This window comes from Nonomuraea sp. NPDC051191, from assembly GCF_044455665.1.
In the GTDB taxonomy this organism is placed as follows: Bacteria; Actinomycetota; Actinomycetes; order Streptosporangiales; family Streptosporangiaceae; genus Nonomuraea.
This window is the reverse complement of record NZ_JBITEZ010000013.1, coordinates 308,873-335,111: the sequence shown is the minus strand read 5'-3', so window position 1 is coordinate 335,111 and position 26,239 is coordinate 308,873. Positions and strand designations below refer to the sequence as shown.

General features: G+C 70.2%; 27 protein-coding genes. 9 read left to right on the top strand and 18 right to left on the bottom strand.

Features of this window, described 5'->3' with window-relative positions; genetic code table 11:
• Nucleotides 1-54 precede the first annotated feature (54 nt).
• Together ACIA8R_RS35835 and ACIA8R_RS35830 are read right to left on the bottom strand one after the other, a co-directional pair.
• Complete coding sequence (locus tag ACIA8R_RS35835; protein ID WP_364095883.1) at nt 55-579, bottom strand: hypothetical protein; 525 nt, start codon at nt 577-579, stop codon at nt 55-57.
• Between the two features lie 41 nt (nt 580-620).
• Nucleotides 621-1,208 (bottom strand): hypothetical protein, encoded by a 588-nt coding sequence (locus ACIA8R_RS35830; protein ID WP_357708248.1) that lies wholly within the window; start codon nt 1,206-1,208, stop codon nt 621-623.
• A gap of 150 nt (nt 1,209-1,358) precedes the next feature.
• On the opposite strand from ACIA8R_RS35830, the gene ACIA8R_RS35825 reads away from it, so the two are divergent.
• A complete protein-coding gene (locus ACIA8R_RS35825; RefSeq protein ID WP_357708247.1) occupies nt 1,359-2,381 on the top strand; it encodes an adenosine deaminase in 1,023 nt (340 codons plus the stop codon).
• Here ACIA8R_RS35825 and ACIA8R_RS35820 read toward each other — a convergent pair.
• Nucleotides 2,370-3,152 carry a hypothetical protein gene (locus tag ACIA8R_RS35820; RefSeq protein WP_397042220.1) on the bottom strand — a complete coding sequence of 261 codons (783 nt, stop codon included), beginning with the start codon at nt 3,150-3,152 and terminating at the stop codon, nt 2,370-2,372. The two genes, ACIA8R_RS35825 and ACIA8R_RS35820, sit on opposite strands and share 12 nt — an antisense overlap.
• The gene (locus tag ACIA8R_RS35815) at nt 3,139-3,678 is read right to left on the bottom strand and encodes an RNA polymerase sigma factor (RefSeq protein WP_357708245.1); all 540 of its coding nucleotides are present in this window, start codon (nt 3,676-3,678) and stop codon (nt 3,139-3,141) included. The genes ACIA8R_RS35820 and ACIA8R_RS35815 overlap by 14 nt, the downstream gene beginning before the upstream one ends.
• 116 nt (nt 3,679-3,794) lie before the next feature.
• On the opposite strand from ACIA8R_RS35815, the gene ACIA8R_RS35810 reads away from it, so the two are divergent.
• The gene (locus ACIA8R_RS35810) at nt 3,795-4,532 is read left to right on the top strand and encodes a methyltransferase domain-containing protein (protein WP_357708244.1); all 738 of its coding nucleotides are present in this window, start codon (nt 3,795-3,797) and stop codon (nt 4,530-4,532) included.
• A gap of 98 nt (nt 4,533-4,630) precedes the next feature.
• Here ACIA8R_RS35810 and ACIA8R_RS35805 read toward each other — a convergent pair whose 3' ends face one another.
• The 5 genes from ACIA8R_RS35805 to ACIA8R_RS35785 form a co-directional block, all read right to left on the bottom strand.
• On the bottom strand, nt 4,631-5,515 hold the full coding sequence (locus ACIA8R_RS35805) for a carbohydrate ABC transporter permease (protein WP_397042239.1): 885 nt from the start codon (nt 5,513-5,515) through the stop codon (nt 4,631-4,633).
• Nucleotides 5,515-6,399, bottom strand: coding sequence for a sugar ABC transporter permease (locus ACIA8R_RS35800; RefSeq protein ID WP_357708243.1), 885 nt, complete (start codon nt 6,397-6,399; stop codon nt 5,515-5,517). The genes ACIA8R_RS35805 and ACIA8R_RS35800 overlap by 1 nt, the downstream gene beginning before the upstream one ends.
• A gap of 73 nt (nt 6,400-6,472) precedes the next feature.
• Nucleotides 6,473-7,741 carry an extracellular solute-binding protein gene (locus ACIA8R_RS35795; protein ID WP_357708241.1) on the bottom strand — a complete coding sequence of 423 codons (1,269 nt, stop codon included), beginning with the start codon at nt 7,739-7,741 and terminating at the stop codon, nt 6,473-6,475.
• A 208-nt stretch (nt 7,742-7,949) separates the two neighbouring features.
• Nucleotides 7,950-9,821 (bottom strand): acyl-CoA dehydrogenase family protein, encoded by a 1,872-nt coding sequence (locus tag ACIA8R_RS35790; protein WP_397042219.1) that lies wholly within the window; start codon nt 9,819-9,821, stop codon nt 7,950-7,952.
• On the bottom strand, nt 9,814-11,061 hold the full coding sequence (locus ACIA8R_RS35785; protein WP_364095899.1) for an amino acid permease: 1,248 nt from the start codon (nt 11,059-11,061) through the stop codon (nt 9,814-9,816). The genes ACIA8R_RS35790 and ACIA8R_RS35785 overlap by 8 nt, the downstream gene beginning before the upstream one ends.
• Nucleotides 11,062-11,141: 80 nt before the next feature.
• On the opposite strand from ACIA8R_RS35785, the gene ACIA8R_RS35780 reads away from it, so the two are divergent.
• The 4 genes from ACIA8R_RS35780 to ACIA8R_RS35765 all read left to right on the top strand — a co-directional run bounded on the left by ACIA8R_RS35780 (nt 11,142) and on the right by ACIA8R_RS35765 (nt 14,143).
• A complete protein-coding gene (locus ACIA8R_RS35780) occupies nt 11,142-11,612 on the top strand; it encodes an Lrp/AsnC family transcriptional regulator (RefSeq protein ID WP_397042218.1) in 471 nt (156 codons plus the stop codon).
• Nucleotides 11,613-11,682: 70 nt separating this feature from the next.
• Nucleotides 11,683-13,104: a serine hydrolase domain-containing protein gene (locus ACIA8R_RS35775; RefSeq protein WP_397042217.1), complete on the top strand. Its 1,422-nt coding sequence runs from the start codon at nt 11,683-11,685 to the stop codon at nt 13,102-13,104.
• Between the two features lie 20 nt (nt 13,105-13,124).
• Complete coding sequence (locus ACIA8R_RS35770; protein ID WP_397042216.1) at nt 13,125-13,556, top strand: hypothetical protein; 432 nt, start codon at nt 13,125-13,127, stop codon at nt 13,554-13,556.
• Complete coding sequence (locus tag ACIA8R_RS35765) at nt 13,553-14,143, top strand: TetR/AcrR family transcriptional regulator (protein ID WP_397042215.1); 591 nt, start codon at nt 13,553-13,555, stop codon at nt 14,141-14,143. Before ACIA8R_RS35770 ends, ACIA8R_RS35765 begins: the two co-directional genes overlap by 4 nt.
• 370 nt (nt 14,144-14,513) lie before the next feature.
• On the opposite strand, the gene ACIA8R_RS35760 is transcribed toward ACIA8R_RS35765, so the two are convergent.
• The 6 genes from ACIA8R_RS35760 to ACIA8R_RS35735 all read right to left on the bottom strand — a co-directional run bounded on the left by ACIA8R_RS35760 (nt 14,514) and on the right by ACIA8R_RS35735 (nt 20,680).
• A complete protein-coding gene (locus ACIA8R_RS35760; RefSeq protein WP_397042214.1) occupies nt 14,514-15,659 on the bottom strand; it encodes an acetyl-CoA C-acetyltransferase in 1,146 nt (381 codons plus the stop codon).
• Nucleotides 15,660-15,731: 72 nt separating this feature from the next.
• Nucleotides 15,732-16,382 (bottom strand): hypothetical protein, encoded by a 651-nt coding sequence (locus tag ACIA8R_RS35755; protein WP_364095917.1) that lies wholly within the window; start codon nt 16,380-16,382, stop codon nt 15,732-15,734.
• 24 nt (nt 16,383-16,406) lie between these two features.
• Nucleotides 16,407-17,081: a class F sortase gene (locus tag ACIA8R_RS35750; protein ID WP_357708230.1), complete on the bottom strand. Its 675-nt coding sequence runs from the start codon at nt 17,079-17,081 to the stop codon at nt 16,407-16,409.
• 71 nt (nt 17,082-17,152) lie between these two features.
• Nucleotides 17,153-18,457 carry a hypothetical protein gene (locus ACIA8R_RS35745; protein WP_397042213.1) on the bottom strand — a complete coding sequence of 435 codons (1,305 nt, stop codon included), beginning with the start codon at nt 18,455-18,457 and terminating at the stop codon, nt 17,153-17,155.
• Nucleotides 18,458-18,590: 133 nt separating this feature from the next.
• Nucleotides 18,591-19,370 (bottom strand): class F sortase, encoded by a 780-nt coding sequence (locus tag ACIA8R_RS35740; protein ID WP_397042212.1) that lies wholly within the window; start codon nt 19,368-19,370, stop codon nt 18,591-18,593.
• Nucleotides 19,370-20,680, bottom strand: coding sequence for a hypothetical protein (locus ACIA8R_RS35735; RefSeq protein WP_397042211.1), 1,311 nt, complete (start codon nt 20,678-20,680; stop codon nt 19,370-19,372). The genes ACIA8R_RS35740 and ACIA8R_RS35735 overlap by 1 nt, the downstream gene beginning before the upstream one ends.
• Before the next feature lie 268 nt (nt 20,681-20,948).
• On the opposite strand from ACIA8R_RS35735, the gene ACIA8R_RS35730 reads away from it, so the two are divergent.
• Together ACIA8R_RS35730 and ACIA8R_RS35725 are read left to right on the top strand one after the other, a co-directional pair.
• Nucleotides 20,949-22,094, top strand: a complete 1,146-nt coding sequence (locus tag ACIA8R_RS35730; protein ID WP_357708226.1) for an acyl-CoA dehydrogenase family protein — start codon at nt 20,949-20,951, stop codon at nt 22,092-22,094.
• Nucleotides 22,095-22,137: 43 nt separating this feature from the next.
• Nucleotides 22,138-22,299 (top strand): hypothetical protein, encoded by a 162-nt coding sequence (locus ACIA8R_RS35725; RefSeq protein ID WP_357708225.1) that lies wholly within the window; start codon nt 22,138-22,140, stop codon nt 22,297-22,299.
• 13 nt (nt 22,300-22,312) lie between these two features.
• On the opposite strand, the gene ACIA8R_RS35720 is transcribed toward ACIA8R_RS35725, so the two are convergent.
• Nucleotides 22,313-22,741, bottom strand: coding sequence for a MarR family winged helix-turn-helix transcriptional regulator (locus tag ACIA8R_RS35720; RefSeq protein ID WP_397042210.1), 429 nt, complete (start codon nt 22,739-22,741; stop codon nt 22,313-22,315).
• Between the two features lie 20 nt (nt 22,742-22,761).
• Here ACIA8R_RS35720 and ACIA8R_RS35715 point away from each other — a divergent pair, with 20 nt between their 5' ends.
• On the top strand, nt 22,762-23,124 hold the full coding sequence (locus tag ACIA8R_RS35715; protein WP_364095936.1) for a MarR family transcriptional regulator: 363 nt from the start codon (nt 22,762-22,764) through the stop codon (nt 23,122-23,124).
• Here ACIA8R_RS35715 and ACIA8R_RS35710 read toward each other — a convergent pair.
• Nucleotides 23,121-23,924, bottom strand: a complete 804-nt coding sequence (locus ACIA8R_RS35710) for an alpha/beta fold hydrolase (RefSeq protein WP_397042209.1) — start codon at nt 23,922-23,924, stop codon at nt 23,121-23,123. The two genes, ACIA8R_RS35715 and ACIA8R_RS35710, sit on opposite strands and share 4 nt — an antisense overlap.
• A complete protein-coding gene (locus tag ACIA8R_RS35705; RefSeq protein ID WP_364095939.1) occupies nt 23,921-26,143 on the bottom strand; it encodes a SpoIIE family protein phosphatase in 2,223 nt (740 codons plus the stop codon). Before ACIA8R_RS35705 ends, ACIA8R_RS35710 begins: the two co-directional genes overlap by 4 nt.
• Between the last annotated feature and the right edge of the window lie 96 nt (nt 26,144-26,239).

The window sequence follows — 26,239 nt, the reverse complement described above, 5'->3', positions numbered from 1 at the left end:
GCCCGGCCGGGCGCCTCGGCGGTTCCACAAGGTCGCAGAAGACGCCTTCGCGGTTCAGGAGGCGCCTTCTCTGATGGCGGCGGCGGTCTGGCGGAGCTGGGCGGTCATGCCGGGTGTTGCGGCGAGGTAGACGGCCGTACCGGGGCTCTCCAGCCACATGAAGTTGCGCAGGCCGCCGCGGGTCGTCCAGCGCAGCGCCGGCTTGCCGCGGTAGGCGGTCAGGGTCGAGCGGGCCACCAGTGTGGCGAACTGCTCGGCCGTCCGCACGCCGCACACCACGCCCACCCGCAGCAGCTCGCCCTCGTCGTCGCGCCAGGTCACGCCTCTGACCTTGAGGCGCCTGGCGAGCGCGTCCAGACGGCCGAAGCTGCCCGAGCGGGCCAGCGGCGGCGGCGCGCCGGGGACCTTGAGCCTGGTCGATCCGCAGGCCAGCGTGACGGGCTTCCCGGCCGCCGGGTCGCTCGCCTGCTCGCTGGCCGGCGGCGGGGTGGCGCTGGGCGGCCGCGGCGTGTCGCCGCCGCACCCTGCCGTGCCGGCGGCCAGCGCGAACGTGATGAACACCGCTGCCGGACGCCGCATCGTCCCCCCATGACTCGTGGGATCAACCAGGGAAAAGGCTCCTAGTCTCCTACAGGACCACGGGCCGAGGCGGCAATAGGCAGCAGTTCGCCGGCGAGGGAGTCGCTCACCCGGATCCAGGCGCCCGTCCCGGGGCGCTCCAGCCAGGCGATCATCCTGCCGCCGCGCGGGTGCGGGCCGACGATCGCGGGCCGGCCGCGGACCGTGGTCTCGCGGGCGTCCGGCACGTCGAGGTGCGCGCGGTAGGTGTCCCAGTCCGCGGCCGCCGTACCGTGCTCGACCTGGGCCTCCACGTAACGGTCCGCGGTGCCGTACCTGGCCCGGACGCCGTCGGGGGCGACCGCTCCCCCGCCGCTGCGGCGCAGGCCGCGCGGCAGGTAGGTGAGCCAGAGGTCGTCGGAGACGACCGCGAACAGGGGCTCGGGCGGGGCCGCCGCCGCGGCGCCGGGGCGGGGCGCCACCTTCAGGGGCGGCGCCGGCACGTACGACGAACCCGCCGAAGGCGGATGCGAACGGCCGAAACCCGACTGGAACAGGGCGTAGATGACGAGAGCCGTCATCGCGAACGCCAGTCCGGCGAGCAGCGCGCGCCGGCCCTGCCCGGCGACACCGCCTCCCTCAGGGATCATGGACGGTTGATCCCCCGATCCGGGCGACCTCTACCGTGCCGATGCCGTGCCGATCCCGTGCCGATCCCGTGCCGATCCCAGGCCGATGCCGGACCCGTCGCCTTCCGCGACACGCGAATCCGCACCTGGGGCCAGTGGCAAAATATGGAAATGCACCGGCCCCTGCACACGCTGCCCAAAGCCCATCTCCACCTGCACTTCACCGGCTCCATGCGGCACTCGACGCTGATCGAGCTGGCCAGGGAGCAGGGGCTGCACCTGCCCGACGCGCTGGAGCAGGACTGGCCGCCGCGGCTGCGGGCCACCGACGAGCGCGGCTGGTTCAGGTTCCAGCGGCTGTACGACATCGCCAGGTCGGTGCTCAGCCGTCCCGAGCACGTCTACCGGCTGCTGCGCGAGACCGCGGAGGACGAGGCGGCGGCCGGTTCCCGGTGGCTGGAGATCCAGGTGGACCCGTCCGGGTTCGCGGCGCGGTTCGGCGGGCTCACGGCGACGCTGGAGCTGATGCTCGACGCGGCGCGGCAGGCCGCCGAGCACGCCGGGGTCCACATGCCGGTGGTCGTGGCGGCCAACCGGACCAGGCATCCGCTCGACGCGAACACCCTGGCCAGGCTCGCCACCCAATACGCCGACAAGGGCGTGGTGGGCTTCGGCCTGTCCAACGACGAGCGGCGCGGCGAGGCGCGCGAGTTCGAGCGGGCCTTCCGCATCGCCAAGCGCGGCGGGCTGCTGGCCGTGCCGCACGGCGGCGAGCTGCTCGGGCCGCGCAGCGTGGCCCAGTGCATCGACGACCTGGGCGCCGACCGGGTCGGGCATGGCGTCCGGGCGGCCGAGGACCCGTGGCTGATGCAGCGGCTGGCCGACCGGCAGATCTGCTGTGAGGTGTGCCCGACGTCCAACGTGGGGCTGGGCGTGGCCGAGCGGGCGGCCGACGTGCCGCTGCGGCGGCTGTTCGACGCCGGGGTGCCGATCGCGCTGGGCGCCGACGACCCGCTGCTGTTCGGCACGCGGCTGTTGCGGCAGTACGAGCTGGCCAGGGAGGTCTACGAGTTCTCCGACGCCGAGGTCGCCGAGCTGGCGCGGCAGTCGATCCGGTCCTCGACCGCGCCGGAGACCGTGCGCAAGGAGCTGCTCAAGGGCGTGGACGACTGGCTGACCGGCTCACCGGAGTGACTCGGCGATCTTCACCGCCCTCTCCTTGGTCCCGGCGCCCTCCAGGCGGTAGGTGAGCGTGTCGCGCTGCCAGACGAGGGTGGGGGCGGCCTGGCGCAGGGGGACCTCGGTGCCGTCCTGGCGGCGGATGTAGCCGAGCGGGTGCTCGCCGGGGATCCACCAGGCCGAGGTGCCGGCCACCTGGACGTAGTCGGGCCAGGGCGGGCCGAGCTGCTTGAAGAAGAACGGGTCCACGCCGCCCTGGAACTGGTCGAGCCGGACGCCGTCCGGCCAGAACATCGACACGACGCGGCCCTGGTCGGCGATGGTGGCGTGGTCGGGGGCGCCGAGCTCTGACGGGGTTCTGATCGGGAACTTCACCAGAGCGGGCAGGCCGTCGGGGGCGACCGGGCGCTCACCGGGGAGGTTCGCGGTGGTCCGTACCGGTGTGGGGGGTGTGTCGGCCAGTTGCAGTTCGATGCCGGCGAAGCGGAGGACCCGGGCCACGGCGGCGCGGCCCTGGGGGGTGGCGGCCGTGACGGCGATGACGGCCAGCACGACGGCCGCCACGACCTTCCACCTGGCCCGCCGTACGCGCCGCACGCTGTCCTGGGGCTGGGTCTCCAGGCGGGCACGGACGGCGGCGGCGTCGGACGGAGGCGGCGACGGGGTCTCCAGCCGGGCGCGGACCGCGGCGGCGACGTCGGGCGGGGGCGGGGACGGGGTGTCGAGGAGGTCGCCGAGGGCGGTCAGTTCGGCTTCCAGGTCGTCGAAGGGGTCATGCGAGCTCACCGCCCACCTCCTCCCTCAGCCGGGCCAGCCCCCGATGGGTGCTGGACTTGACGGTACCGACCGGCCAGCCGAGCACCTGGGCCGTCTCCGCCTCCGACAGTTGCAGGAAGTACCGGCACACGACCGCCTGGCGTTCCCGTTCGGGCAGGCCGCGTACGGCCTCCAGCAGCCGGGCCCGCCGGTCGGTGGCGACGGCCGCGCCCGCCGGGTCGTCGGGGGCCGCGGGATCGGCGGCGGCGGTGAGCCGTACGGCCAGGTCGGAGCGGCGCCCGCGGGCCCGGGTCAGGTTGTGCGTCTCGTTGGCCACGATCCGCAGCAACCAGGGACGGAAGGGCGCGTCCCTCCGGAACCCGGACAGATGACGGAAAGCCTTGACGAACGCCTCCTGCACGACGTCCTCGGCCTCGTCGCCCGCGCCGAGCATGGCGGCGGTGCGATGGGCGAGCGCGCTGTACCTGGCGACCAAGGCCTCGTAGGCCCCCAGGTCACCGTCGAGGGAGCGGGCGATCGCCTCGTCGTCGTCCATGGCGTGTCGCATTCCATCGCATCCGGCCGGGCGCGGGGAAGGGCGTTTCACGCATCAGGTCATCCTCGGGGGCATTAGACTCGTGCAATCCGTCTGCCCCTCAAAGGAACGGGACTATGTCTTCTGGGTATGACCGTGTAGTGCAACCGGCGGCCGGTGACGAGGCCCTGGAGAACCACCTGGGTGGGGACGAGGCCAAGAACTATCGGCAGTACGAGTTCGACATGGTCGCCCCGCACGTCGGCCGCTCGATGCTGGAGATCGGCTCCGGGCTGGGCCACTTCGCCGAGCAGTTCCTGCCGCGGCTCGACCGCCTGGTCGTCAGCGACTTCGACCCCTACTGCGTCGAGCAGCTCGGCAAGCGCTTCGAGGGCCGCGACGACATCGACGTCCTGCAGTTCGGCCTGCCGACCGACATCCCGCTGAAGGACAAGGTCGACACCGTCGTCATGATGAACGTGCTGGAGCACATCGAGGACGACGCCGAGGCGCTGCGCTCGCTGGCCCGCGTCACGCTGCCCGGCGGCCGGATCATCATCTGGGTGCCCGGCTACATGCAGCTTTACGGAGACTTCGACCGCAAGGTCGGTCACGTCCAGCGCTACACGCCCAAGACCCTGCGCGCGACGGTCTCCAAGGCGGGGCTCGACATCGACGTGCTCAAGCCGATCAACTTCCTGGGCGGCATCGCCTGGTGGGCGGCGGTCCGGCGGGGCGGCGTCGGCTACCCCGACCCGCGCCTGGTCAAGATCTACGACCGCACCGTGGTCCCGGCCACGCGGCTGATCGAGCGGTTCATCCGTCCGCCGTTCGGCCAGACGGTGTTCTGCGTGGCCCGCGTCCCGCAGAAGTAGGCCCGCAGAAGTAGGCCCCCAGAAGTAAGCCGCAGAAACAGGCCCGCGGAAAGTGAGCCCGGCCGCCACCCGGTGGGTTGGTGGCGGCCGGACGTTTTCTACTTGATCGAGCCGGCGGTCAGTCCGCCGACGACCTTCCGCTCGATCAGCGCGAACAGGATGATCACCGGGATGGTGGCGATCACCGAGCCCGCGAAGAGGTTCTGCCAGTCCACCTGGTACTGGCCGATGAACGAGTTCAGCGCGACCGTGAGCGGCTGGTTCGCCGGGGTCGTGGTCAGGGTCAGGGCGACCACGAACTCGTTCCACGCCGCGATGAACGTGAAGATCAGTGCGGTGATCACGCCCGGCATGGCCAGCGGCAGCGTGATCCGGAACAGCGCGCCGAAGCGGCCGTTGCCGTCGATGAAGGCGGCCTCCTCCAGCTCACGCGGGATCGAGGCGAAGTAGGCGTTCAGGATCCACACCGCGAACGCCAGGTTGAACCCGCCGTTGACCAGGATCAGCGACCAGATCGAGTCCACCAGGCCGAACTGGTAGAACTCGCGGTAGATGCCGACGAGCATGGCCGTGGGCTGGAACATCTGGGTGATCAGCACCAGGATCAGGAACGCCGTGCGCCCCCGGAACTTGTGCCGGGCCGAGTAGTACGCGGCCGGCAGCGCCACGAGCAGCACCAGGATCGTCGAGCCGCCGGCGACCTTGAGCGTCACCCACAGGTTCCCGGCCAGGCCGCTGGTCCAGAAGTTGGCGAGGTTCGACCACACCCACTCGTCGGGCCAGAACGTCACCTCGCGCAGCGACTCCTGCGACCGCAGCGAGGTCAGCAGCATGACGAGGTACGGGAACAGGAAGACGAACGCGACGATGTACGCCGCGGCCGCCACGATGACGGTCTTGACCCTGGGCAGGCGGCGCTGCGCCCGCCCGCGATGACCGGGCTGGTGGCGCGGACCGGCCTTGGACATGGTCTGCACGGCCATCACGCCACCTCCTTGTTCCAGCGCGACACCTTCAGGAAGATCGCGGTCAGCACGATGACCATGCCGAAGTTCACGACGGACATCGCGGCCGACTCACCGATGTTCGAGTTCTTGAGGATGAACATGAGGATGGTCGAGGTGGCCGTCGAGTAGCCCGGCTGGCCGTGGGTCATCGCCCAGATGATCGGGAAGCTGTTGAAGACGTTCATGACGTTGATCAGCGCGGCCACGGTGAGCGCGGGGCGCAGCAGCGGCAGCGTGATCGACCAGTACGTCCGGAGTTTGGTGGCGCCGTCCATCTTGGCTGCCTCGTAGACGTCGGCGGGGATGGTCGCCAGCCCGGCCAGCAGCGCGTACGTCGTGAACGGCACGGAGACGAAGACCGCCACGAACACCAGCCACGGCATCGCGCTGGAGGCGTCGCCGAGCTGGTCGGCGGAGGCGCCGCCCATCGCGTCGATGAGCCCCAGCTTCACCCTGATCTGGTTGATCACCCCGACCTCGGGGTCGAGCATCCACTTGAAGATGATCGCCGTCATCAGCACCGAGGCCGCCCAGGGCGCGATGAGCGCCCAGCGAGCGATCTTGCGGCCGGGGAAGCGCTGGTTGAACAGCTGGGCGAGGGCGAGCGAGATCAGCACGGTGAGCGCGACGACCGCGACCACCCAGACCACGCTGCGGATCATGATGTCGGCGAAGTCCTTCTCGCCGAACAGCTTCGTGTAGTTGTCCGGGAAGTTGTCTCCCTGGACCACTCCGAACCGGCTGATCTTGAGGAACGACGACCGGATCATCTCGATCACGGGCCAGAGCACGACCAGCGCGATCAGCACCACGGCCGGCCCGATCCAGGCCAGGGGTTCGAGGGCGCGCAACCTTCTCATGAGGAACCTTCCATGACGGTGGAGCCGGCGCGGGGACGCGACCCGCGCGCCGGCTCCACAGACCCCCGCTGGATCAGCTGGCTTCGGCGGTCTTCTGCAGCTCGCCGAGGACCTTGGCCGGGTCGTCCTTGACGGCGCCGCCGATGGTCTGCTTGATCGCCGGGTTCACCTCGGCCCACTTCGGGTCCTGGAACGGGTAGAAGCTGGCGTTGGGCAGCGCGTCGAGGAACGGCTTGAGCTTCTCGTCGCCGGACAGCTTCTGGATGCCGCCGTTGGTGACGGGCAGCAGCTTGTAGGTGTCGGAGATCTTCTGGGCGGCGTTGCCGGTGTAGAAGAAGTCGAAGAACTTCTTGATCTCGGCGGCGTGGCCGTTCTTGTTGAACGCCATGATCCAGTCCATGACGCCGAGGGTGGTGTCGAGCGGGCCGGACTTGCCGGGGATCGCCGCGACGCCGTAGTTCTTCAGGCCGGCCGCGTCGAAGATCGGGATGGACATCGGTCCGCCGTTGACCATGCCGACCTTGCCCGCGCCGAAGTCCTCCCAGACCGTCTTACGGTCCTTGGTGCCCGGGTTCGGGGTGGTGAGGCCGGCGTCGACCAGGCCCTTCATGTAGGTGAAGGTCTCGACGTTCTGCGGGGAGTTGATGGCCCACTTGCCGGAGGCGTCCTTGTAGCCGCCGCCGTTGCCCAGCATCCACAGGAACGACTCGCCCTGGGCCTCCTCCTGGCCCAGCGGGAGGCCGAACGGCTGGCTCACGCCGGCCTTCTTCAGCTTCTCGGCGTCGGCCTTGAGCTCGTCCCAGGTCTTGGGCGGCTCGGCGATGCCGGCCTTGGTGAACAGGTCCTTGTTGTAGAACAGCGCGCGGGCGGAGGAGACGAACGGGAGGCCGTACGCGGCGCCGTCCACCTTGCCGAAGTCGGCGAACTTCTGCAGCAGGTCGCCGGACACGGCCGGGGACACGACCTCGTCGACCTTGTAGAGCAGGCCGTCCTTGACGAAGCCGGAGTAGTCGCCGGTCTGCAGGATGTCGGGCACCTGGCCGTTCTGGACCATGGTGGCGACCTGCTTGTCGATGTCGTTCCAGTTGATGACCTGGACGTCGACCTTGATGTTCGGGTTGGCGGCCTGGAACTCGTCCACGACGCCCTTCCAGAACGTCTCGCCCGAGTTCGGCTTGCCGGGGCCGTCGCCGTAGTCGGCGGCGACCATCTTGAGGGTGACCTGGCCGCCGCCGGAGGCCTGGGTGTTGTTCCCGCCGCCACCCGAACCGCCGTCGGAGCCGCAGCTGGACAGGACCAGCATCGTGGCAAGGCCGAGAGCGGCGCCGCCCACAAGCTTCATGTTCACTGGTGATACCGCCTTCTCGTCGGACGGGTGGCTGGTCCGTACCAGCTACCTGACCCCGTCCAAGGGGATGAGGGGTGCGAGAGCCACAGCTCAACGCGTTTGCGCCAGAGTAAGCCTGTGTTCAGCAGCCGGTCTATACCGGCTGGTATCGGTTTGAAAACACTCAGGGCAGAGAAAGCTCACAACCGGTCTAGACCACGCGTCACAGGATCTTTCTCCGCACGTTCTCCCCGCCGTCCGGCGTCCCGATCCACGGCCCCTCGATGGACGGGTCGAGGATGCCCTCCTCCAGGAACTCGTAACGGCTGTCGAGCACGTAACCGGCCAGGCGGACGTCCTGTTCGTCGCTGTTGTCCCAGAGCTCGTCGAAGAGCGTGCGGACGCGGCGGCGGGCCTGCCGGCAGAAGGTGTCGGCCAGCTCGTACGGCCTGCGCCCGAGGTCGTCGGCGTCCTCCTCGGCCTTCAGGCAGACGGCCGTCATGGCGTACAGCTCGGCCCCGATGTCGACGATCCGGCCGAGGAAGGACTGCTTGTGCTCCAGCCTGCCCTGCCAGCGTGACATGCCGTAGAAGGTGGACCGGGCCAGTTTCCTGCTGGTCCGCTCCACGAACCGCAGATGCTGGGCCAGCGGGCCGAAGGCGGTGTAGGCCGTGGGCAGGTTGCCCGAGCCGGCCATGAGAGTCGGCAGCCAGCCGGCGTAGAAGCGGCTCGCCCGGCCGAGCGCCTGGGCACGTTCCTGGCGGGACGCCTCGGGGTTGATCAGCTCACCGGCCGCGGTCAGGTGGGCGTCCACGGCCTCGCGGGTGATCATCAGGTGCATGATCTCGGAGGAGCCCTCGAAGATGCGGTTGATGCGGGAGTCGCGCAGCATCTGCTCGGCGGGCACGCCGCGCTCGCCGCGGGCGGCCAGCGACTCGGCGGTCTCGTAGCCGCGTCCGCCTCTGATCTGGACCAGTTCGTCCAGCGACCGGTAGGACATCTCGGTGGCGTACAGCTTGGCGAGGGCGGCCTCGATCCTGATGTCGTTGCGCCGGTCGTCGGCCAGGCGGGCGGTGAGCTCGCTGACGGCGTCCAGGGCGTACGCGGTGGCCGCGATGAAGGCGATCTTGGTCGCCACGGCCTCGTGCCGGCCCACCTTGCGGCCCCACTGCTCGCGGGCGTTCCCCCACTCACGGGCGATCTTCAGGGCCCACTTGGCGTTGCCCGCGCAGGTCGCCGGAAGGGACAGGCGGCCGGTGTTGAGCGTGGTGAGCGCGATCCGCAGCCCTTGGCCCTCCTGCCCGATCAGGTTCCTTGCCGGAACTCTGACCTGGGAGAACTCGGTGACGCCGTTCTCGATGCCGCGCAGGCCCATGAAGCTGTTACGCCGCCTGACCGTGATGCCCGGACTGTCCCCCTCGACCACGAAGGCGCTGATCTTCTTGCCGGTCCTGGCCATGACCACGAGCAGGTCGGCGACGACGCCGTTCGTCGTCCAGAGCTTGACCCCGTTCAGCACGTAGTCGTCGCCGTCGCGCACGGCGGTCGTGGACAGCCGCGCGGGGTCCGAGCCCACGTCGGGCTCGGTGAGCAGGAAGGCCGAGATCTCGCCGGCCGCGCAGCGGGGCAGGAACTCCCGTTTCTGCTCCTCGGTGCCGAACTGCTTGAGCGGCTGCGGCACACCGATCGACTGGTGCGCCGACAGCAGCGTGGCCAGCGCGGGGCAGTAGGAGCCGACCAGCGTGAGGGTGCGGCAGTAGTACAGGTAGGGCAGGCCGAGGCCGCCGTACTCCTCGCCGATCGTGATGCCGAACGCCCCGAGGGCGGCCAGGCCCTTGACCACCTCGTCGGGCACCTGCGCGGTGCGCTCGATGAGGGCCGGGTCGACGTGGTCCTCCAGGTAGCGCCGTACCGCCCGGACGAACTCCTCGCCCCGCCTGGCGGCCTCGTCCGGCGGCCTGGGCGCCGGATGCACCAGATCCAGCCGGAGATCGCCGAGGAACAGCTGCTTGGCGAAGCTGGGCCGCGTCCATTCGCGCTCCCTGGCCTGCTCGCCGACCTGCCTGCTCTCCGCGTACTTGGTCTGCTCACTCATGGCACCCTCCCGACGGTGCGCCGTCATGTGCTGGGAGTACTGCCCGCCTGACGGCTTTAAGCACGCCCAGCGCGACGGCGGCCAGCACGGCCGGCACCGCCAGGAAGGCCCCGCAGCACGCCAGCGCGACCGCCGACATCCCGGTCGCCACGACGGCGGTGACCCGCAGCCGCCCGGCGGGCAGCACCCGGACCGCCGCCGCCACGCCCGCCGCCGTGACGGCCGCCAGGCACGCCGAGGTGGCCCGCATCAGCAGGTCCAGATCCACCGCCCACACCACGACGGGCACCGTCAGCACGGCCAGCGCCCCCAGGCTCCGGTACGGCCCCCGTCCCCCGGCCAGCCAGGCGGGCATGGCCCCGTCCCTGGCCAGCGCCACCCCCAGCCGCGCCGCCCCCGCCAGGTACGTGTTGACCGCCCCGAACGTCAGCAGCACCGCCAGCACCCCGGTCACCGGCCGCGCCACTCCCCCGAGGCCGGCCTCCAGCAGCGCGCTCAGCGGCACGCCCGGCATGTCCGCGCCGAGCACGCCGACCGAGGTGATGCTGACGCCCAGGTACAACCCGCCGACCACGACGAGGGTGACCACGGTGGCCCTGGTCAGCCCGCGCCTCCCGGCGGCGAACTCGGCCGACAGGTGGCTGGCCGCCTCCCAGCCCACGAAGGCGAACATGAGCACCCCGGCCGCGCCGGCCACCCCGGCGAGCCCGTGCGGGGCGAAGGGGGTGAAGCGGTCGAGGTCGGCCCGCGGGGCGGCGGTGACCACGGCAACGGCCAGCAGGGCGACGAGCAGCGCGACGGAGGCGAGCTGCAACCGCCCCGCGGTACGCAGCCCGGCGACGTTGGCGGCGAACGCCGCGGCCAGGATCAGCACGCCGGCCAGGGTGCCGTCCACGCCCAGGCACGCCTCGACGTACCGGCCGCCCACGAGGGCGCCCGCCACGGTCCCGACCGGCACGGCCCCGTAGAACCACCAGCCGACCACGGCGGCGGCCCGCGGCCCGAAGGCCAGCCCCGCGAAGCTCGCCACCCCGCCCCCGTCGGGATACCGGACGCCGAGCGCCGCGAACGTCAGCGCCACCGGCACGCTCAGCGCGAGCAGCCCCGCCCAGGCCAGCACGGAGGCCGGCCCCGCCGCCGCGGCGGCGAGCTGCGGCAGCACCAGCATCCCCGGCCCCAGCACCGCGCCCACCAGCAACGCCACGCCCTGCCCCGCACCCATCCGGCCCTGTTCAGTCACGCACGTGAAAGTAGCCCGATCGTTCGGCCCCGCCCCCGCTCCACCGAACGTTCGATCGGAGAAGAGTGCAGAATCGCGTCATGGACGAACTTGATTCGGCGATCATCCGCCTGCTCCAAACGGATGCGCGGCAGTCCAACCGGGAACTGGCCCGCCGGCTCGGCATCGCCCCCTCGACCTGCCTGGAACGGGTCAGGGCGCTCACCCGGCGCGGCGTGATCCGCGGCTACCACGCCGACATCGACCCCGCCGCGCTCAACCGGAGCACGCAGGCGATGGTCTCGGTCCAGGTCCGCCCGCTGAGCCGGGCCGTGATCAACGCCTTCAAGCAGTCGGCCGCCGAGCTGCCCGAGGTGCTGAGCGTGTTCGTGCTGGCCGGCGGCGACGACTTCCTGCTGCACGTCGCGGTCCAGGACCTCGACCACCTCCACTCCTTCCTGCTCGACCGGCTCAGCAAGCGCAAGGAGATCGTCGGCTTCCGCACCTCGGTGATCTTCCAGCAGGTGCACGACACGGTGCCGGAGCGGCTGCCGTCCCCCATGGAGACCTGACTTTCGTCGGGGGTACCACTGGACCGTCGGCAGATTCGGAGGTGGGGGCGTTCTCCGTACGTTTGCCTGCATGAGCTTGAAGATCGCCCTCGCCGGGCTGGCCGCGGCCCTGACCCTCACCCCCGCTTCCGCCCCGGCCTTTGCCTCGGCCCCCGTCGAGCCGACCCCCGCCGCCGTGGACTCCTACCTGCGCGAGGCGCTGGAGGCCACCGGCGTGCCCGGCCTGTCCGTCGTGGTGACCCACGGCGACAAGGTCGTGCACGCCACCGGGTACGGCAAGGATTCCGAAGGGCGTGCGATCACCGCGGCCACGCCGATGCGGGTGGCCTCGGTGAGCAAGTCGTTCACCGCGCTGGCCGTGATGACCCTGGTGGAGCAGGGGAAGATTGCACTGGATGAGCCGGTGGCCGGGCAGCTTCCCGGTTTCCGGATGGCCGACCCGCGCCATGCCAAGATCACTGTGCGCCAGTTGCTGAACCAGACCTCCGGGCTGTCCGACAGCTCGCTGGACATCGGCGACCTGGAGTCCGCCGGCTCGCTGGCCGACTACACCGCCCGCCTGGCCGAGGGCCGCCTGGCCGCCGACCCGGGCAGCCGGTACGCGTACTGCAACGTCAACTACGACCTGGCCGCCCGGCTGGTCGAGACCGCGAGCGGCCGGCCCTTCGACGCCTTCATGAAGGACCGCGTCTTCGGCCCGCTCGGCATGACCGGCAGCGCCGTGAGCGCCCAGGCCGTCCGGCCGGCGGACGGTTTCGTCTCGGTCTACGGCATGTGGCTGCCCCGGCCGGAGGCGTCCGGGTTCCTGGACGGCAGCGGCTCGGGCGCGGTCATCACCACTGCCGCGGACATGGGCAAGTGGCTGATCGCCCAGAACGGCGCCGGCCGCCCGCTGGTCAAGAAGCAGAGCCTGGAGACCATGCACAAGCCCGGCCTGCAGGGCTACGGCATGGGCTGGGGCCTGGAGGAGGAGTCCGGACTGCTCGTGCACTCCGGCAACCTGTTCACCTACAACGCCGTCGAGGCCGTCTCGCCGAAGACCGGCTACGGCTTCGCCGTCATGACCAACGGCGCCTCGCTCTACGACCCCACCTACGACATCATGCGGGGCCTGGCCGCGATGAGCGAGGGCCGCGCGCCGGCGGCCCTGGGCGGCGACCGGCAGCTCTACGACCTGGTGCTGGGCCTGCTCGCCGTCGTGGCGGCCGGCCTCGGGGTCATGGGCGTGCTGCGGGCGCGGCGGTGGGCGAACCGGCGGTCGGGGAAGCCGTGGTGGCGGATCGCCCTGCGGCTGGTGCCGGTGCTGCTGCCGGTCCTGGTGTTCGCGTTCTACCCGAACTGGGTCTCCGTGCTGCTCAACGGCCGGTACGTGACCTGGGAGCAGCTCACCTACTTCCCGGCGTCGTTGTCGATCACCCTGCTCGCCGCGGCCCTCGCAGGGCTCGTGACCGCCGTCGTCCGAATTTGTGTACTGTGTAAGCTTACCAAGTAAGCAACTTCGAGGAGATCCCGATGACCGCGGTCGCCGTCGCCGTCCCGCTCGTATGGCTCGCCTGGCTCGTCCTCATCGACTGGGTGCCCATGTTCCCGCTCAACGACCTCAGCGGAGCGAACGTCAAGGGGCGGGCCCTGGCCACCGCGATCAACTACCCGTTCCCGCTGCTCATCGCGGCCGGCGTCGCGCTGCACCGGACGTGGTCGCTCGCCGCCGCGACGGTTCTGTGCCTCCTGGTCATGGCCGGTCACGTACGGAGCTGGTGGCTGCCCTACTTCGGCACGGCCACGGACGAGCAGCGCGAGCTCTACCGGCGCGAGTACAGCCGCACCTGGAAGGTCCTGCCGACCGCGGGCCGTGCCGTGGTCATCGACGTCCAGCACATGGTGGTGGGCGTGCTGTCCCTGCTCATGCTGGCGACCACGATCGTCGTTACGCTGACCGCATGACTCAGGCACCCAGGCGGGCGGGGCGACCGGCCGTGCTCAGCGTCGAGCGCATCGTGGCCGCGGCCGTCGGCATCCTCGACGCCGAGGGCCCCGACGCGCTGACCATGCGCCGCCTGGGCGCCGACCTCGGGGTGGCGGCCATGTCGCTCTACCGCCACGTACCCAACCGGGACGCGCTCGTGGCCCTGGTCGTCGACCGGCTGTTCGCCGAGGCCATGGCCGGTTACACGCCGGTCTCCGACTGGCCGCGGGCGCTGGCCGGGTTCGCCGTGGCCTACCGCCGCTTCCTGCTCGCCCACCCGCGCGCCGTCCCGCTGCTGGCCACCCACCCCGTGGACGTACGGCTCGCCACCGAGCTGATCTCCGGCCTCCTGGCCCGCTTCGAGGCGGTGGGCGTGCCCACCGCCGACACCGTCAACGCGGTGCAGTCGGTGGGCGTCTACGTGCTCGGCCACGCCCTGGCCCAGGTCGGCTCGACCGCCGAGACCCACGACGCGGATGCCCTGCGCTTCTACGACCAGTGGTTCGACGCGGGCCTGCGGGCCATGGTGACGGGCTTCGAACAGCAGCTCGCGGCGGCCGGTTAATTCAGTTGCCCGCCGTCACGGACACGCCGTAGCTTGTCGGTCATGCGCCTTTACCTGTGACAGCAGCCACCTCAGTCCATCGTCCGACAGACGCGGCCACGCTGTGCTCGCCGACGCCCGGCCCTTTCCGGAGCCGCGTCCTGAGTCCGCGTAAAGGAGCTTCACATGCGAGTTCGTTCAGCCAGGAAGAAGACCGCCACGCCCGTGCCGCCCCGGCAACTGCCCAAGATGCCGCAGCGACCGGTCGTTTCGCCCCGGCGGATCATCCCGTCCAAGGGCCGCTAGACAACTACCGGGATGGTAGTTAGCGAGCGCCGCCTCCCCTCTTACGCCCGGGAGGCGGCGCTCACCCTTTCCTGGACCGGTTCTCCTAGAGCCGCTCGATGATGGTGACGTTGGCCTGGCCGCCGCCCTCGCACATCGCCTGCAGGCCGTAGCGGCCGCCCGTGCGCTCCAGCTCGTGCAGGAGCTTGGTCATCAGGATCGCTCCCGTGCCGCCCAGCGGGTGGCCGAGCGCGATGGCGCCGCCGTTGGGGTTGACCTTGGCCGGGTCGGCGTCCAGCTCCTTGATCCAGGCCAGCGGCACCGGGGCGAACGCCTCGTTGATCTCCACGACGTCGATCTCGTCGATCGACATGCCCGCCTTCTTCAGGGCCCGCCGGGTGGCCGGGATCGGCGCGGTCAGCATGTACACCGGGTCGTCGCCCATGAGCGCGAGCTGGTGGATGCGGGCGCGCGGGGTCAGGTTGTGCTCGCGCACGGCCTGCTCGGAGGCGATCAGCACGGCTCCGGAGCCGTCGGAGATCTGCGAGGAGGTGGCCGCGGTGATCTGGCCGCCCTCCTTCAGGGTCTTGAGCCCGGCCATCTTCTCCAGCGTGGTGTCGGGCCGGGGGCCCTCGTCGTCCTCGACGCCGTTGATCGGGGCGATCTGGTCCTTGAAGTAGCCGTTCGCGACGGCCTTGGCGGCGCGCTGGTGGGACTCGTAGGCGAACTGCTCCAGCACGTCACGCTGGAGTCCCCACTTCTCGCACATCAGCTCGGCGCCGCGGAACTGGGAGATCTCCTGCTTGCCGTAGCGCTCGACCCACTTGTCGCCGAACGGGAACGGCATGCCCTTCTCCAGCGCGGCGGTGATCGACGCGCCCATCGGGACGATGCTCATCGACTCCACGCCCGCGGCCACCACCAGGTCCTGGGTGCCCGACAGGACGCCCTGGGCGGCGAAGTGGATGGACTGCTGGGACGAGCCGCACTGCCGGTCGATCGTGACGCCGGCCGTCGTCTCGGGCAGCCCCGCCGACAACCAGGCATTTCGCGCGATGTCCATGCTCTGGGGGCCGAACTGCATGACACACCCCATGATGACGTCCTCGACCGCCGCCGGATCGACGCCGGTGCGGTCGATGAGCGCCTTCAGCGTGTGGGCGGCCAGGTCGGTGGGATGGACGGTGGACAGACCGCCCTTCTTCTTGCCGACCGGGGTACGGACCGCTCCGACGATGTACGCCTCTGCCACAGTGCCTCCTGGAAACCGAGCATTATTCGGTTATTAGGGAGAGACTACAACAGAACGACGTTCTGTGGCTCGTCACTCCGGGGGCAGAAGGTCCTCCGCGGCGTCGACCCTGAACCGCCACCGGTCCACGACCAGCCCGTTCAGCGATTCTGCCAGCTCCAGAGCCAGACCTCCGAGCTTGACGGGCTCGTCGCCGCGCAGCTCGATCGCGGTCAGCTCGGTGGCGAACGGCAGCAGCTCCCCCACCGCCGGCGGCTGCCCCTTCTGCGGGACCAGCGCGGCCCGGATGTCGCCCGACGTGTACGTGAACTCGTCCTCCCCCTGCTCAAGCAGGGGCGCCAGGTCCTCGGCGGACGGGCGTACCGGCAGGATGACGGCGGGACCGCCCCCCTCACCGTCAGCCGGATCGCTCACCTCGCCCCGGCACACCGCGAGCCCCTTGAGCCGGAAGGCCAGCCCCTCGGCCAGGTAGCGGTCGAAGAAGTCGAACGGCAGCGGCCCCTCGGCGGTGACCCGGCAGGCCCACACCTTCTCCAGCACCCCGCCGGTCAGCTCGCTGTCGGCCTCGACCGGCGCGCACACCCGCACGTCGGCCGCCACGATGTCGTCACCGTCGGGTCGTGCGTCCGGATCGGCCAGCCGGACGATCCGCAGCAGCTCGGCGGTATCCGGTTTGACGGGCAATGCCGCCGTCGGGCCAGTACGCAGTCTCCGCTTCGCCATCCAGCCCATGCCCGCCTCCGCGAATCAGCTTCGATAGGAGCTCGTCATCGTCGCGTAGACGATGATGTTGTCGTTGTAGTGCCCGATGGTGCGATCGTAGGTCCCACCACAGGTGATGAGGTGGAGCTGGGCGTTCTCCCTGCCCCCGTAGACGCGCTCGGTCGGGAACGTCTTCTTGCTCGCCTGCTCCACGCCGCCGACCGTGAACACGGCGGTCGTCTTGTCCTGGCGTCTGACCTCGATGGTGTCGCCGTTCTTCAGCTCGCCGAGGCGGCTGAACACGGCGCTGCGCGTCCGGGTGTCCTTGTGCCCGAGCAGCACCGCCGGGCCCGCCTCGCCGGGCGTGGACATGTTCCGGTACCAGCCGGCCAGGTTGGGGTTGTCGGACGGCGGCACCTCGATCGCCCCGTCCTTGGCCAGCCCCACGGACTTGATCGGCGCGTTGATCCCGAGCCGCTTGATCACGATCCGGACCGGCGTCGAGGGCAGCATCGGCGGCGCCGGCACGATCTGCGGCAGCGGCGGCGGCTGGTCCGGCGGCGCCTGGAACAACGCCTGCTGCGGCTGCCCCGACGCCTGCGTCTGCACCGCCACGGGCAGGGCGTCCCTGTCCATGCCGTACTCCTCGGGCGACTGCAGCACGATCAGCATGCCCGCCACGACCGTGACGACCCCGGCGATGGCCGCGCCGATCAGCACGGTCCTGAGCGCGGCACTCCCCCTGTCCCGCGGCGGCGGGCCACCGTAGGGATACTGCCCGGCCACGCCGCTCAGCCCCTGCCCGCGGTACGCCGGCGCAGCACCAGCCCACCGGCCGCCGCGGCCGCGATCAGGACGGTGCCGGTGAGGACGAACAGCCGCCCGTCAGGCCCCGCCATACCCCCGGCCCCGGTGTCGGCCCCGGCCTTGGGGGTCTTCGACTTGTCGGGCGGGGTGACGGTCACGGTCGCGGTGCTGGTCTTGGTGGGCTTGGGGGTGGGCGTCGGCGTAGGAGAGGGGGTCGGCGTGGGCGTCGGCGTGGGCGTCGGCGTCGGGTTCGTTCCTGTGCCTGCGGTCACCTGGAAGGTGTAGCTCTTGAGCGCTGCCTCGTTCTGGACGGTGCATTCGATCGCCGGCTGCGTGCCCGTCGTGGTGTTGGACCCGAAGTTGACCTTGCCGGGCTTCACCGTGACCGTACCCGCAGTGCTGGCTGTGGCCTTGACGTCGAAAGCAAGGGTCGGAAGAGGGATGGTCTGTCCGGCGGTGATCGTGCCGGTGGTGCCCTCTCCGGTGGCGGAGGTCAAATTGGTGATCCCGGTCAAAACGGCATAGGCGAAGATCTTCGCACTGATCGTCTCGCCCGTGGTCGGAGCCTTCAGCTCCTTACCCGCGGTGTAGGTTCCCTTCCACTTGATGGCGAAGGGGTCATTCACCTTGGCAGCGGTCGGCATCGTCATCTCGACCTTGATCTGGACGTCCTGGTAGTCCGCGGCGCCAGGACCGGCGCACTCGTAGTCGACGAGGTCGCTGGTCCCCGTGCCGCCACCACCGGTCCCGATGGGGACTTCCAGGCTCTCGGTGCTGGTTGTCGTGCAGGTGGCCGACGTGTTCACACTTGAGGCCAGGTGCAGCAACAACTGTCCCGGCTTCACCGAAACCTTGCCTGTGGTGCCCGCGGGCACTGAGACCTTGTAAGTGACTTCCTTGGCCGGCACCGACGTGCTGGTGGTGACGGCGGCCCCCGTCTTCGCTCCCGGATCCTGGATCGAACCCACCGACGGCGTCAGTGCCGCGTTGACCTGCAGAGTCGTTGCTGCGGTCGGAGCAGCGGCGAGCGTCAACGCGGGGATGTTCACCGTCACGTCGAAGGTCTGACCTGCCGCCGCCGAGTCAGGGCCGGTCAGATTTACGCTGATCGACTGGCTGGCAGCCGCCAGAAGGGTTCCCTGACAGGTGTAACTGAACACCTTCGGGGCCGCCGCTTCGGCGGGGAAGGACAGGCCGACCACCGAGCCGACGGAGACGGCGAGTGTGCCCATCAATCCCAAGGCGGAGGTCTTGTGGGCGAGGCGGCGCCACGCCTGGGACGTAAGCACGGGTCCATCTCCGTTTCAGCGCAGTGTCAACAGTCGTGCCAGAATTCCAGCCGATGGTCACGGTTCGGTTGAGATCCTACGAACTGTCCCTGTCAACTTCCCGTAAAACGCAAAATTCGCCCCAAAAACCCCATCAGCCCTTCGTCTTCGACAGGGTCGCGTACACCACGATGTTGTCGGTGTAGCTGTGCGCCTCCTTGTTGAAGACGCCGCCACACGTGATCAGCCTCAGCTGCGAGTCCTTGGTGTTCCCGTACACCCGGGACGTCGGGAACGACGACTTGCTGACCTGCTCGATCCCGCTCACCGTGAACCGGGTGACCTTCCCGTCCGACCGGTACACGTAGATCTGGTCGCCCTTGGCCAGCTCGCGGAGGCGGTCGAAGACGGCGGGGCCCTTACGGGTGCTCACGTGGCCGTTGATGACCGCGGGCCCGAGCTCGCCCGGAACCGGCGAGAAGCGGTACCAGCCGGTCTGGTTCGGCCTGGTCAGCGGCGGGGTGCCCAGGTTGCCCTTGATGTCCACGGTGACGCCGCCGATGGGGGCGTTCACCTTGATCTTGGGGATCTTGATCCGGCTGGGCCGGGCCTTGGCCTTGGCGGCCTTGGTCTTCGCCTTGGGGATCGGCGGCACGGTCGGCGCGGCGGCCAGCGGCGGCGGCGCCTCCGGCCGGGCCGGGGTCAGCGTCGCGCCCTTGCCGCCCGGACCCACGGTCGCGGGCAACACGAACGCGCCGGCGTTCTCGATCTGCACGGTGGTCGGCTGGTCGGCGGCGGCCAGCGTGCCGGAGCCGTCGTCCACCTTGGGCGCCACGGAGAGCAGGCCCACCATGATCGCGCCGACGCCGGCCAGCGAACCGGCGATCAGCAGTCCGGGCATCGCCCGCTGCATCGGAGTCTTCTGCTCGGCCATCACTTCGTTCCTCCCGCGTGCGCGGCCCTGCGCCGGCGCAGAGCGAGCCCGCCGCCCGCGCTGCCCATGAGCAACATCGCCCCACTGGCCATCAGCCCGTACGGCCGGTCCGGCTCGTCGGGCGCCTCACCGGTGTCCACCCCACCCTTGGGGATCTTGGCCACCTGCGCCCTGACGTACGTGGTCGCCGTCGGGCCGGTCGCGGTGGGCGTGCTCGTGCTGGTACTCGTCCCGGTCGCCGCCGGCACCACGATCACGTGCCCGAGCCCGCTGCTCGGGGTGGGCCGGGAGTGGTTCCGCGTGGGGGTGCTGGTCGCGGTGGACGTGCCGGTGTTGGTGGGAGTGGTCGTCGGAGTCGTCGTCGGCGTCGTGGTGGGCGTGGTCGGGGTCGAGCTCGGGGACGGCGACGTGGAGGGGCCCTGCACGATGATCTCGACGGTGTCCGGCCTGCTGGTGACGGTGCAGGTGGCTCTGTGGAGCGTGGGGGGACTGATCATTTCGCGGTTCAGGAGCTTGAAGGCGTCCAGGTTGACGGGCGCGTCGTCGAGGCTCCTGATCGTGACGGTGTGCTTGCCGTAGTCGAGGTCGTGACGCTTCCAGAGGCTGACGTTGCCTTCGATCGCGTTCGTGTCCTGGCCGTTGGGCAGCTTCTTGGGGTCGACGCGCCCTGTGTCGTCGTCGTCCACGGTCACGTTGACGGTGCTGACGTCCGGCATGCGGCGGCCGATGTACTCGAACCCCGTCCCGGTGAAGGTGATGCTGGCGCTGTCTCCCTTGACGTCGCTGGTGTGGACGTCACGCAGCCAGTCCTTGTACTCGGGCCGGGTCGAGCCCACATGCTGCCAGTTCCCGGTGTAGGTCACCCGGTCGGTTCTGTCGTCGTTCACGATGATCTCTTGCTTCGGAGGGACGAAGTCCACCGTCATGCCCTGGACGGTCAGCTTCAGCACGCCCTCTTCGGTCAGCGCGGCCTCCGACGCGAGCCCCTCCGGGGGCTCCAGCCGGACGTTCGGTTCGAGCGCCGCCTGGTCCTTCGAGCCCTTCGGCTGGAGCACGCCGGTCCACGCGCCTTCCGCCTGGACGTTCCCGAGAACCGAGACCCTCGCCCCCGCCTCGAAGTAGTCCGGGGACATGAACCTGCGAGCGCCGGTGTATTCGAGCGACCAGGTGAGCGCCAGGTTGCCGCCCTTCTGCGCCACCGTGGGAATGCCCACTCGCGCCCTGAGGGTCACCGGCCCGTCCCCTGCGACCCCACCCTTGCAGCTGTAGTCGACCACCAGGTTGAACGTGCCCGCATTCGCGGGTGGCACGGCCAGGAGACCAGCCGTCGCCACGGAACCGATCGATGCGGCGAGCAACGCCCTGCGCCACCGACTCACGGGACACTCCGATCATCACAAATAGACCGAGGGTAGATCTTAGAGTCGAAAACACCCCCAACGCAGGCCGATTCCCTCAAGTTCCAGCACTTGTGATGAAGCCGTGTCCCCCGCTGTCCTCCTCGCCCGAAAAGCGGGTATACCTCCGGGTAACAGAATCGTATTCTGTCGTGCACGACACCTGCTTGGAGGCGAACCGATGCAGCGAGACCTCTTCGACGAGGAGCACCTGCTCTTCCGGGAAACCGTGCGCGAGTTCATGGCCCGCGAGGTCGTGCCGCACCACGGCCAGTGGGAGAAGGACGGCATCGTGCCCCGCGAGGTCTGGAAGAAGGCCGGCGAGCTCGGCATGTTCGGCTTCGGCGTCCCGGAGGAGTACGGCGGATCCGGCATCACCGACTTCCGCTACAACGCGGTGATCGTCGAGGAGATCATCGGGAACGGCGCCTCCGGCCTGGGCTTCTCCCTGCACAACGACGTCATGGCCCCGTACGTCGTCGAACTCACCGACGACGGGCAGAAGCAGCGCTGGCTGCCCGGCTTCGCCTCCGGCGAGCTCATCACCGCCATCGCGATGACCGAGCCGGGCGCCGGCAGTGACCTCCAGGGCATCAGGACCACCGCCGTCCGCGAGGGCGACCACTACGTGGTCAACGGTCAGAAGACGTTCATCACGAACGGTGTCAACGCCGACCTCGTGGTCGTGGTCGCCAAGACCGACCCGGACGCGGGCGCCAGAGGCACGACGCTGATCGTGGTCGAACGCGGCATGGACGGCTTCAACCGCGGCCGGAACCTGGACAAGGTCGGCATGAAGGCCCAGGACACCGCCGAGCTGTTCTTCGAGAACGTCCGGGTGCCGGTGGCCAACCGTCTGGGCCCGAACGAGGGCGAGGGCTTCTTCCACCTGATGAACAACCTGCCCCAGGAACGCCTGTCGATCGCCGTGGCGGCCGTGGCCGCGGCGGAGGCGGTGCTGGAGCAGACGATCGAGTACTGCAAGACCCGCCAGGCGTTCGGCCGCAACATCGGTTCGTTCCAGAACACCCGCTTCGTCCTGGCCGAGCTGGCCACCGAGACGGAGATCGCCCGCCACTACGTGGACAAGTGCATCCTGGCGCTCAACGCCAAGCAGCTCACCGTCGTGGACGCGGCCAAGGCCAAATGGTGGACCACCGAGCTGCAGAACAAGGTCATCGACCGTTGCCTCCAGCTCCACGGCGGCTACGGCTACATGATGGAGTACCCGGTCGCCAAGGCGTGGCTGGACAGCCGCGTCCAGACGATCTACGGCGGCACCACCGAGATCATGAAAGAGATCATCGGCCGGTCCTTCGGATTCTGACGGCAGCCGCGCGCCGGGCCGGGCCGCGCCGCATACTGTCAGCATGGACGGCGGCCTGATCCTCCTCGTTTTCCTGGCGTTACTGTTCGCCTGGGGGCTCAACCGCGTGCGCAGGGCGTTCCGGTTCGGCCCCGTCGGCTACGTGGGCGTGATGATCGTGTTCATCATCGCCATGCTGCTCGTCTGGGGCCAGACGATGCGCTGACGCCGGGAGCGCCTCAGCCCGGCATCCCCTCCACGAACCGGGTCAGCAGCCGGGCGAACTCGGCCCGCTCGGCCGCCGACCAGTCTGCCGTGGCCGAGGCGAAGGCCGCCTGCCTGGCCTGCCGGGCCTGTCCGAGCGCCGCGACGCCCGCCTCGGTCAGCACCAGCCACGCCCGCCGCCCGTCGGCCTGATCGGCCTCCCGTCGCACCAGCCCCGCCGTCACGGCCGCCGTCACGAGCCGGCTCGCCCGCGGCTGGTCGACGTTCAGCGCCTCCGCGACCATCGACACGGTGACCTGCCCGCCGGCGCCCTCGACCACGTCGAGCACCTCGAACTCGGGCCCCGTCGCGCCCTGTCGCCGGGCCAGCGCCCGCCTGCTCTGCCTGCGCCTGATCGCGACCATCGCGCGTTCGATCGCGGCAATTTCCTTGTCTTCATACATATAGTTGTTATTGTACATGCATGGACAAACCTATCGGATACTGGGTGAAGCACCTCGACAACCTGCTGGAGGACGCGATGGGCCAGACCCTGTCCGCGTACGGCGCCTCGCGCAGGGAGTGGCAGCTTCTCCACGCCACCGCCCACGATCAGAACGCCGCCGCGCTGGCGCCGTTCGAGGGTGTGGAGGAGGCCGTACAGAGTCTGACGTCGAGGGGATGGCTCGCGGACGGAGAGCTGACCGCCGAGGGAAGGGCCACGCACGCCGCGGTCTCCGAGCACGTCACCCGATTCAGGCGGCGCATCACCGAGGGCGTGAGCCCGCAGGAGTACCTGACCGCCGTCGACGTGCTGCGCCGCATGGCGGCCAACGCCGAACGTTAGCCGGCCGCCCGGTCGGCCTCCAGCACGACCCGGGCGACCAGCCCGGGATCGTCGCTCATCGGCACGTGCCCGCAGCCCTTGAGCAGCCTGACCCGCTGCCCCGACCACCGCGCCGCGCGGACGGCCTGGCGGCGCGGCAGCAGCCGGTCACGCTCGCCCCACGCGATCGTGACCGGGCACTTGGGCGGAGCCGGCGGCATCAGCCCGCCGAACGACTCCAGCGTCTCGTCGAACCCGGCCGCTCCGGCCAGCGCCTGCGTGGCCGCGACGAGCCCGGCGGGGTCGAGCCGGCCCGGCCGGGCGACCAGGATGCCGCTGGACAGGGCGCGCGTGAACGGGCTGCCGGCCGCCATGGCCGCCTGCTCCGGCGACATCGCGCGGGCCGAGCCCCGCAGGGCCTTCAGCATCGACTGGCAGTAGAGCAGCTCGGACCGCGACCAGAACCCGGCCGGTGACAACGCGGTCGCCGTGCGCACGACGCCGCGCGAGGCGAGTTCGAGCGCGATGTAGCCGCCGAGCGAGTTGCCCACCACGTGCGGCTCCCGGATGCCGAGCAGCGCGCAGAACGACTCGACCGCGTCCGCCAGCGACTCCGCGGTGTACGGGATGCCCGCCGGCAACCGCGGCGACACCCCGAAACCGGGCAGGTCGATCGCGATCACCGTGTGGTCGACGGCCAGCCGGTCCATCACGGGCAACCACGCCTGCCAGTGGTGTCCGATGCCGTGGACGAGGATCAGCGGCTCGCCGGTGCCCCGGCGCTCGAAGGCCAGCTCCATGCGGCCCAGTGAACCACTCACCTGCGCCGGGTGGGAATCTCGAACCAGACCGCTTTGCCTTCCCTGGTGGGACGGGATCCCCAGCGCTTGGCGAGCTGGTCGACCAGGTAGAGACCGCGGCCGCCCTCGTCGTTCTCACCGGCGCTGCGGATGCGCGGCAGGCGCAGGTCCTGGTCGAACACCTCGACCCAGACCGACTCCTCGCCCCTGCGCAGCCTCAGCGTGAACTCCTTGTCGCCGGCCGGCTCCTCCTCGAAGCCCGGCATGTCCCAGGAGTCCTCGAACGGCAGCGGCGGCCCCTCGACGACCAGCTCCCGGCGCGGGGAGTTGGCGGTGGAGGCGTGCAGCACCACGTTGGTGACGACCTCGGAGACGAGCAGGCAGGCCAGCTCGGCCCGTTCTTCGGGCACGTTCCAGCCGGAGAAGGCCTCGGAGGCCATGCGGCGCGCCTCGCCGACCATGATCGGCTGGGCCGGGAAGGTGCGCTCCTCGACGTCGAGGTCGACGTCGCTGGAGCGGACGACGAGGATCGCCATGTCGTCGTCGATCTCGCCGGGCACCGCGACCGTGGCGGCGTCGGCGATGCGCTCGACGTCGGCGTCGGCCATCTTGGCGAGCTTCTCGCACAGCACGCCGAGCGTCTCCTCCTCGCTCGGCATCCGCCCGTCGCGGCCCGGACGCCGATCGACCAGGCCGTCGGTGTAGAGCAGCAACGCCGCGCCCGGCGGGAGGGTGCGGGTCTCCTCCTTGTAGACCAGGTCGGCGTGCAGGCCCTTGGCCCGGACGCCCAGCGGCTGGCCGACCTCCTCGATGTCCATCTCCAGGCACTGGCCGTCGACCACCAGCAGCGGCGGCGCGTGCCCGGCGTTGGCGAAGGACAGCTGGCGGGACCAGGCGTCGTAGACCAGGTACTGGCAGGTGACGATGGGCGGGATGCTGACGTCGGCGCCGTTGTCGTCCTGCTCGGGGGTGGCGATGATGCGGGTCCACTCGTCGAGCCTGGCCAGGATGTCGGCGGGCGACTTGTCGTCCTGGGCGAAGGCCCGCAGCGCCGCCCTGAGCTGGCCCATGATGGCCGCGGCCTTGGCGCCCCTGCCCTCGACGTCGCCGATCACGATGCCGACCCGGCCGGCCGAGAGCGGGATCACGTCGTACCAGTCGCCGCCGACCTGGGTCTGGATGCCCTGGCCATGGGAGGCGAGGGGGGCCGCCGGGTAGTAGCGCACCGCGATGTCGAGGCCGTCGAGCTGGGGCAGCGCCCGCGGCAGCAGGTGCTTCTGGAACGACTCGGCCGTGTGACGCTCCTCCTCGAACAGCAGCGCGTTGTCGATCGCGAGGGCCACGCGGGTGGCGATGGCGCCCACGAAGTCGCGGTCGAAGGCGTCGTAGTGGGGGCTGCGCCGGTCGGTCAGGTTGGACAGGCCGAGGTACATCAGGCCCAGCGTCTCGCCGCGCACCAGCAGGGGGGCGACGATGGCCGAGGTCATGCCGATCTCGCCGGCCAGCCGCGCGCTGCCCTCGTGGGGCATCGGGTAGCTGGTGGTGGAGAAGTCCTCCACCAGGATGGTCTCCTGGCGGCGCAGCGCGGTGTCGGCGTAGTGGCCGGAGGGGTAGCGGATCTCCGCGCCCACCGGCTTCCACGTGCCCGCGGGTGGGGTCCAGCCCTGGACGTGCTCCGAGACCCGGCGGACGAGCCGGTCGCCCTCCATGAGCTCGATGAAGCAGTGGTCGGCGAACTGCGGGACGAGCATCTCAGCGACGCGCTTGAGCGTCTCCTCGACGTAGAGCGAGCCGGCCAGGCGTTCGCCGATGCGCTCAAGGAGCCCGAAACGGTCTTTCTCGCGTTCGTTGCTGCGCAGGGCCTCGCGGGCCAGGATGACGATGCCGGTGACCGAGCCGGACGGGTGACGCAGCGGCACGGCCTGGGCGCGGACGTAGACGATCGTGCCGTCGCCGCGCCTGACGTCGAACGTGCCCTCCCACACGCCACCCTTGAGCACATGCTTGGCCAGCTCGATCGCCTGCGGGTGGTCCTTGTCCATGATCCCGAGGGACAGGACGGACGCGTCACGTGCCGGCGCCTTGCCGGGACGGCCGAACAGCTGCTCGGCGAAGGGATTCCAGTAGAGGAGATTGCTGAAGCGGTCTGTCACGACCACTGCCATTTCGGCATGGTCCAGAACGGACCCGGCACCAAGGTGATCAGCCGTTTCTTGTGACAGATCCCCCCATCGCTTCATCCGGAGACCACTCCTTGGGGTGGCTTGTGCGCACAGCGGACCACGGGCGCTCCTGCAACTGTCTTGGCCAGGGGAGAGTGGAGGGCCTCCCGAGAG

What these genes read in the sequence shown, in the direction of transcription:
- ACIA8R_RS35835 (WP_364095883.1), bottom strand. Translation starts at nt 579, where the DNA reads ATGCGGCGTCCGGCAGCGGTGTTCATCACGTTCGCGCTGGCCGCCGGC.
- ACIA8R_RS35830 (WP_357708248.1), bottom strand. Translation starts at nt 1,208, where the DNA reads ATGATCCCTGAGGGAGGCGGTGTCGCCGGGCAGGGCCGGCGCGCGCTG.
- ACIA8R_RS35825 (WP_357708247.1), top strand. Translation starts at nt 1,359, where the DNA reads ATGCACCGGCCCCTGCACACGCTGCCCAAAGCCCATCTCCACCTGCAC.
- ACIA8R_RS35815 (WP_357708245.1), bottom strand. Translation starts at nt 3,678, where the DNA reads ATGGACGACGACGAGGCGATCGCCCGCTCCCTCGACGGTGACCTGGGG.
- ACIA8R_RS35810 (WP_357708244.1), top strand. Translation starts at nt 3,795, where the DNA reads ATGTCTTCTGGGTATGACCGTGTAGTGCAACCGGCGGCCGGTGACGAG.
- ACIA8R_RS35805 (WP_397042239.1), bottom strand. Translation starts at nt 5,515, where the DNA reads ATGGCCGTGCAGACCATGTCCAAGGCCGGTCCGCGCCACCAGCCCGGT.
- ACIA8R_RS35800 (WP_357708243.1), bottom strand. Translation starts at nt 6,399, where the DNA reads ATGAGAAGGTTGCGCGCCCTCGAACCCCTGGCCTGGATCGGGCCGGCC.
- ACIA8R_RS35795 (WP_357708241.1), bottom strand. Translation starts at nt 7,741, where the DNA reads ATGAAGCTTGTGGGCGGCGCCGCTCTCGGCCTTGCCACGATGCTGGTC.
- ACIA8R_RS35790 (WP_397042219.1), bottom strand. Translation starts at nt 9,821, where the DNA reads ATGAGTGAGCAGACCAAGTACGCGGAGAGCAGGCAGGTCGGCGAGCAG.
- ACIA8R_RS35780 (WP_397042218.1), top strand. Translation starts at nt 11,142, where the DNA reads ATGGACGAACTTGATTCGGCGATCATCCGCCTGCTCCAAACGGATGCG.
- ACIA8R_RS35775 (WP_397042217.1), top strand. Translation starts at nt 11,683, where the DNA reads ATGAGCTTGAAGATCGCCCTCGCCGGGCTGGCCGCGGCCCTGACCCTC.
- ACIA8R_RS35770 (WP_397042216.1), top strand. Translation starts at nt 13,125, where the DNA reads ATGACCGCGGTCGCCGTCGCCGTCCCGCTCGTATGGCTCGCCTGGCTC.
- ACIA8R_RS35765 (WP_397042215.1), top strand. Translation starts at nt 13,553, where the DNA reads ATGACTCAGGCACCCAGGCGGGCGGGGCGACCGGCCGTGCTCAGCGTC.
- ACIA8R_RS35755 (WP_364095917.1), bottom strand. Translation starts at nt 16,382, where the DNA reads ATGGCGAAGCGGAGACTGCGTACTGGCCCGACGGCGGCATTGCCCGTC.
- ACIA8R_RS35740 (WP_397042212.1), bottom strand. Translation starts at nt 19,370, where the DNA reads ATGGCCGAGCAGAAGACTCCGATGCAGCGGGCGATGCCCGGACTGCTG.
- ACIA8R_RS35730 (WP_357708226.1), top strand. Translation starts at nt 20,949, where the DNA reads ATGCAGCGAGACCTCTTCGACGAGGAGCACCTGCTCTTCCGGGAAACC.
- ACIA8R_RS35725 (WP_357708225.1), top strand. Translation starts at nt 22,138, where the DNA reads ATGGACGGCGGCCTGATCCTCCTCGTTTTCCTGGCGTTACTGTTCGCC.
- ACIA8R_RS35720 (WP_397042210.1), bottom strand. Translation starts at nt 22,741, where the DNA reads ATGTATGAAGACAAGGAAATTGCCGCGATCGAACGCGCGATGGTCGCG.
- ACIA8R_RS35715 (WP_364095936.1), top strand. Translation starts at nt 22,762, where the DNA reads ATGGACAAACCTATCGGATACTGGGTGAAGCACCTCGACAACCTGCTG.
- ACIA8R_RS35705 (WP_364095939.1), bottom strand. Translation starts at nt 26,143, where the DNA reads ATGAAGCGATGGGGGGATCTGTCACAAGAAACGGCTGATCACCTTGGT.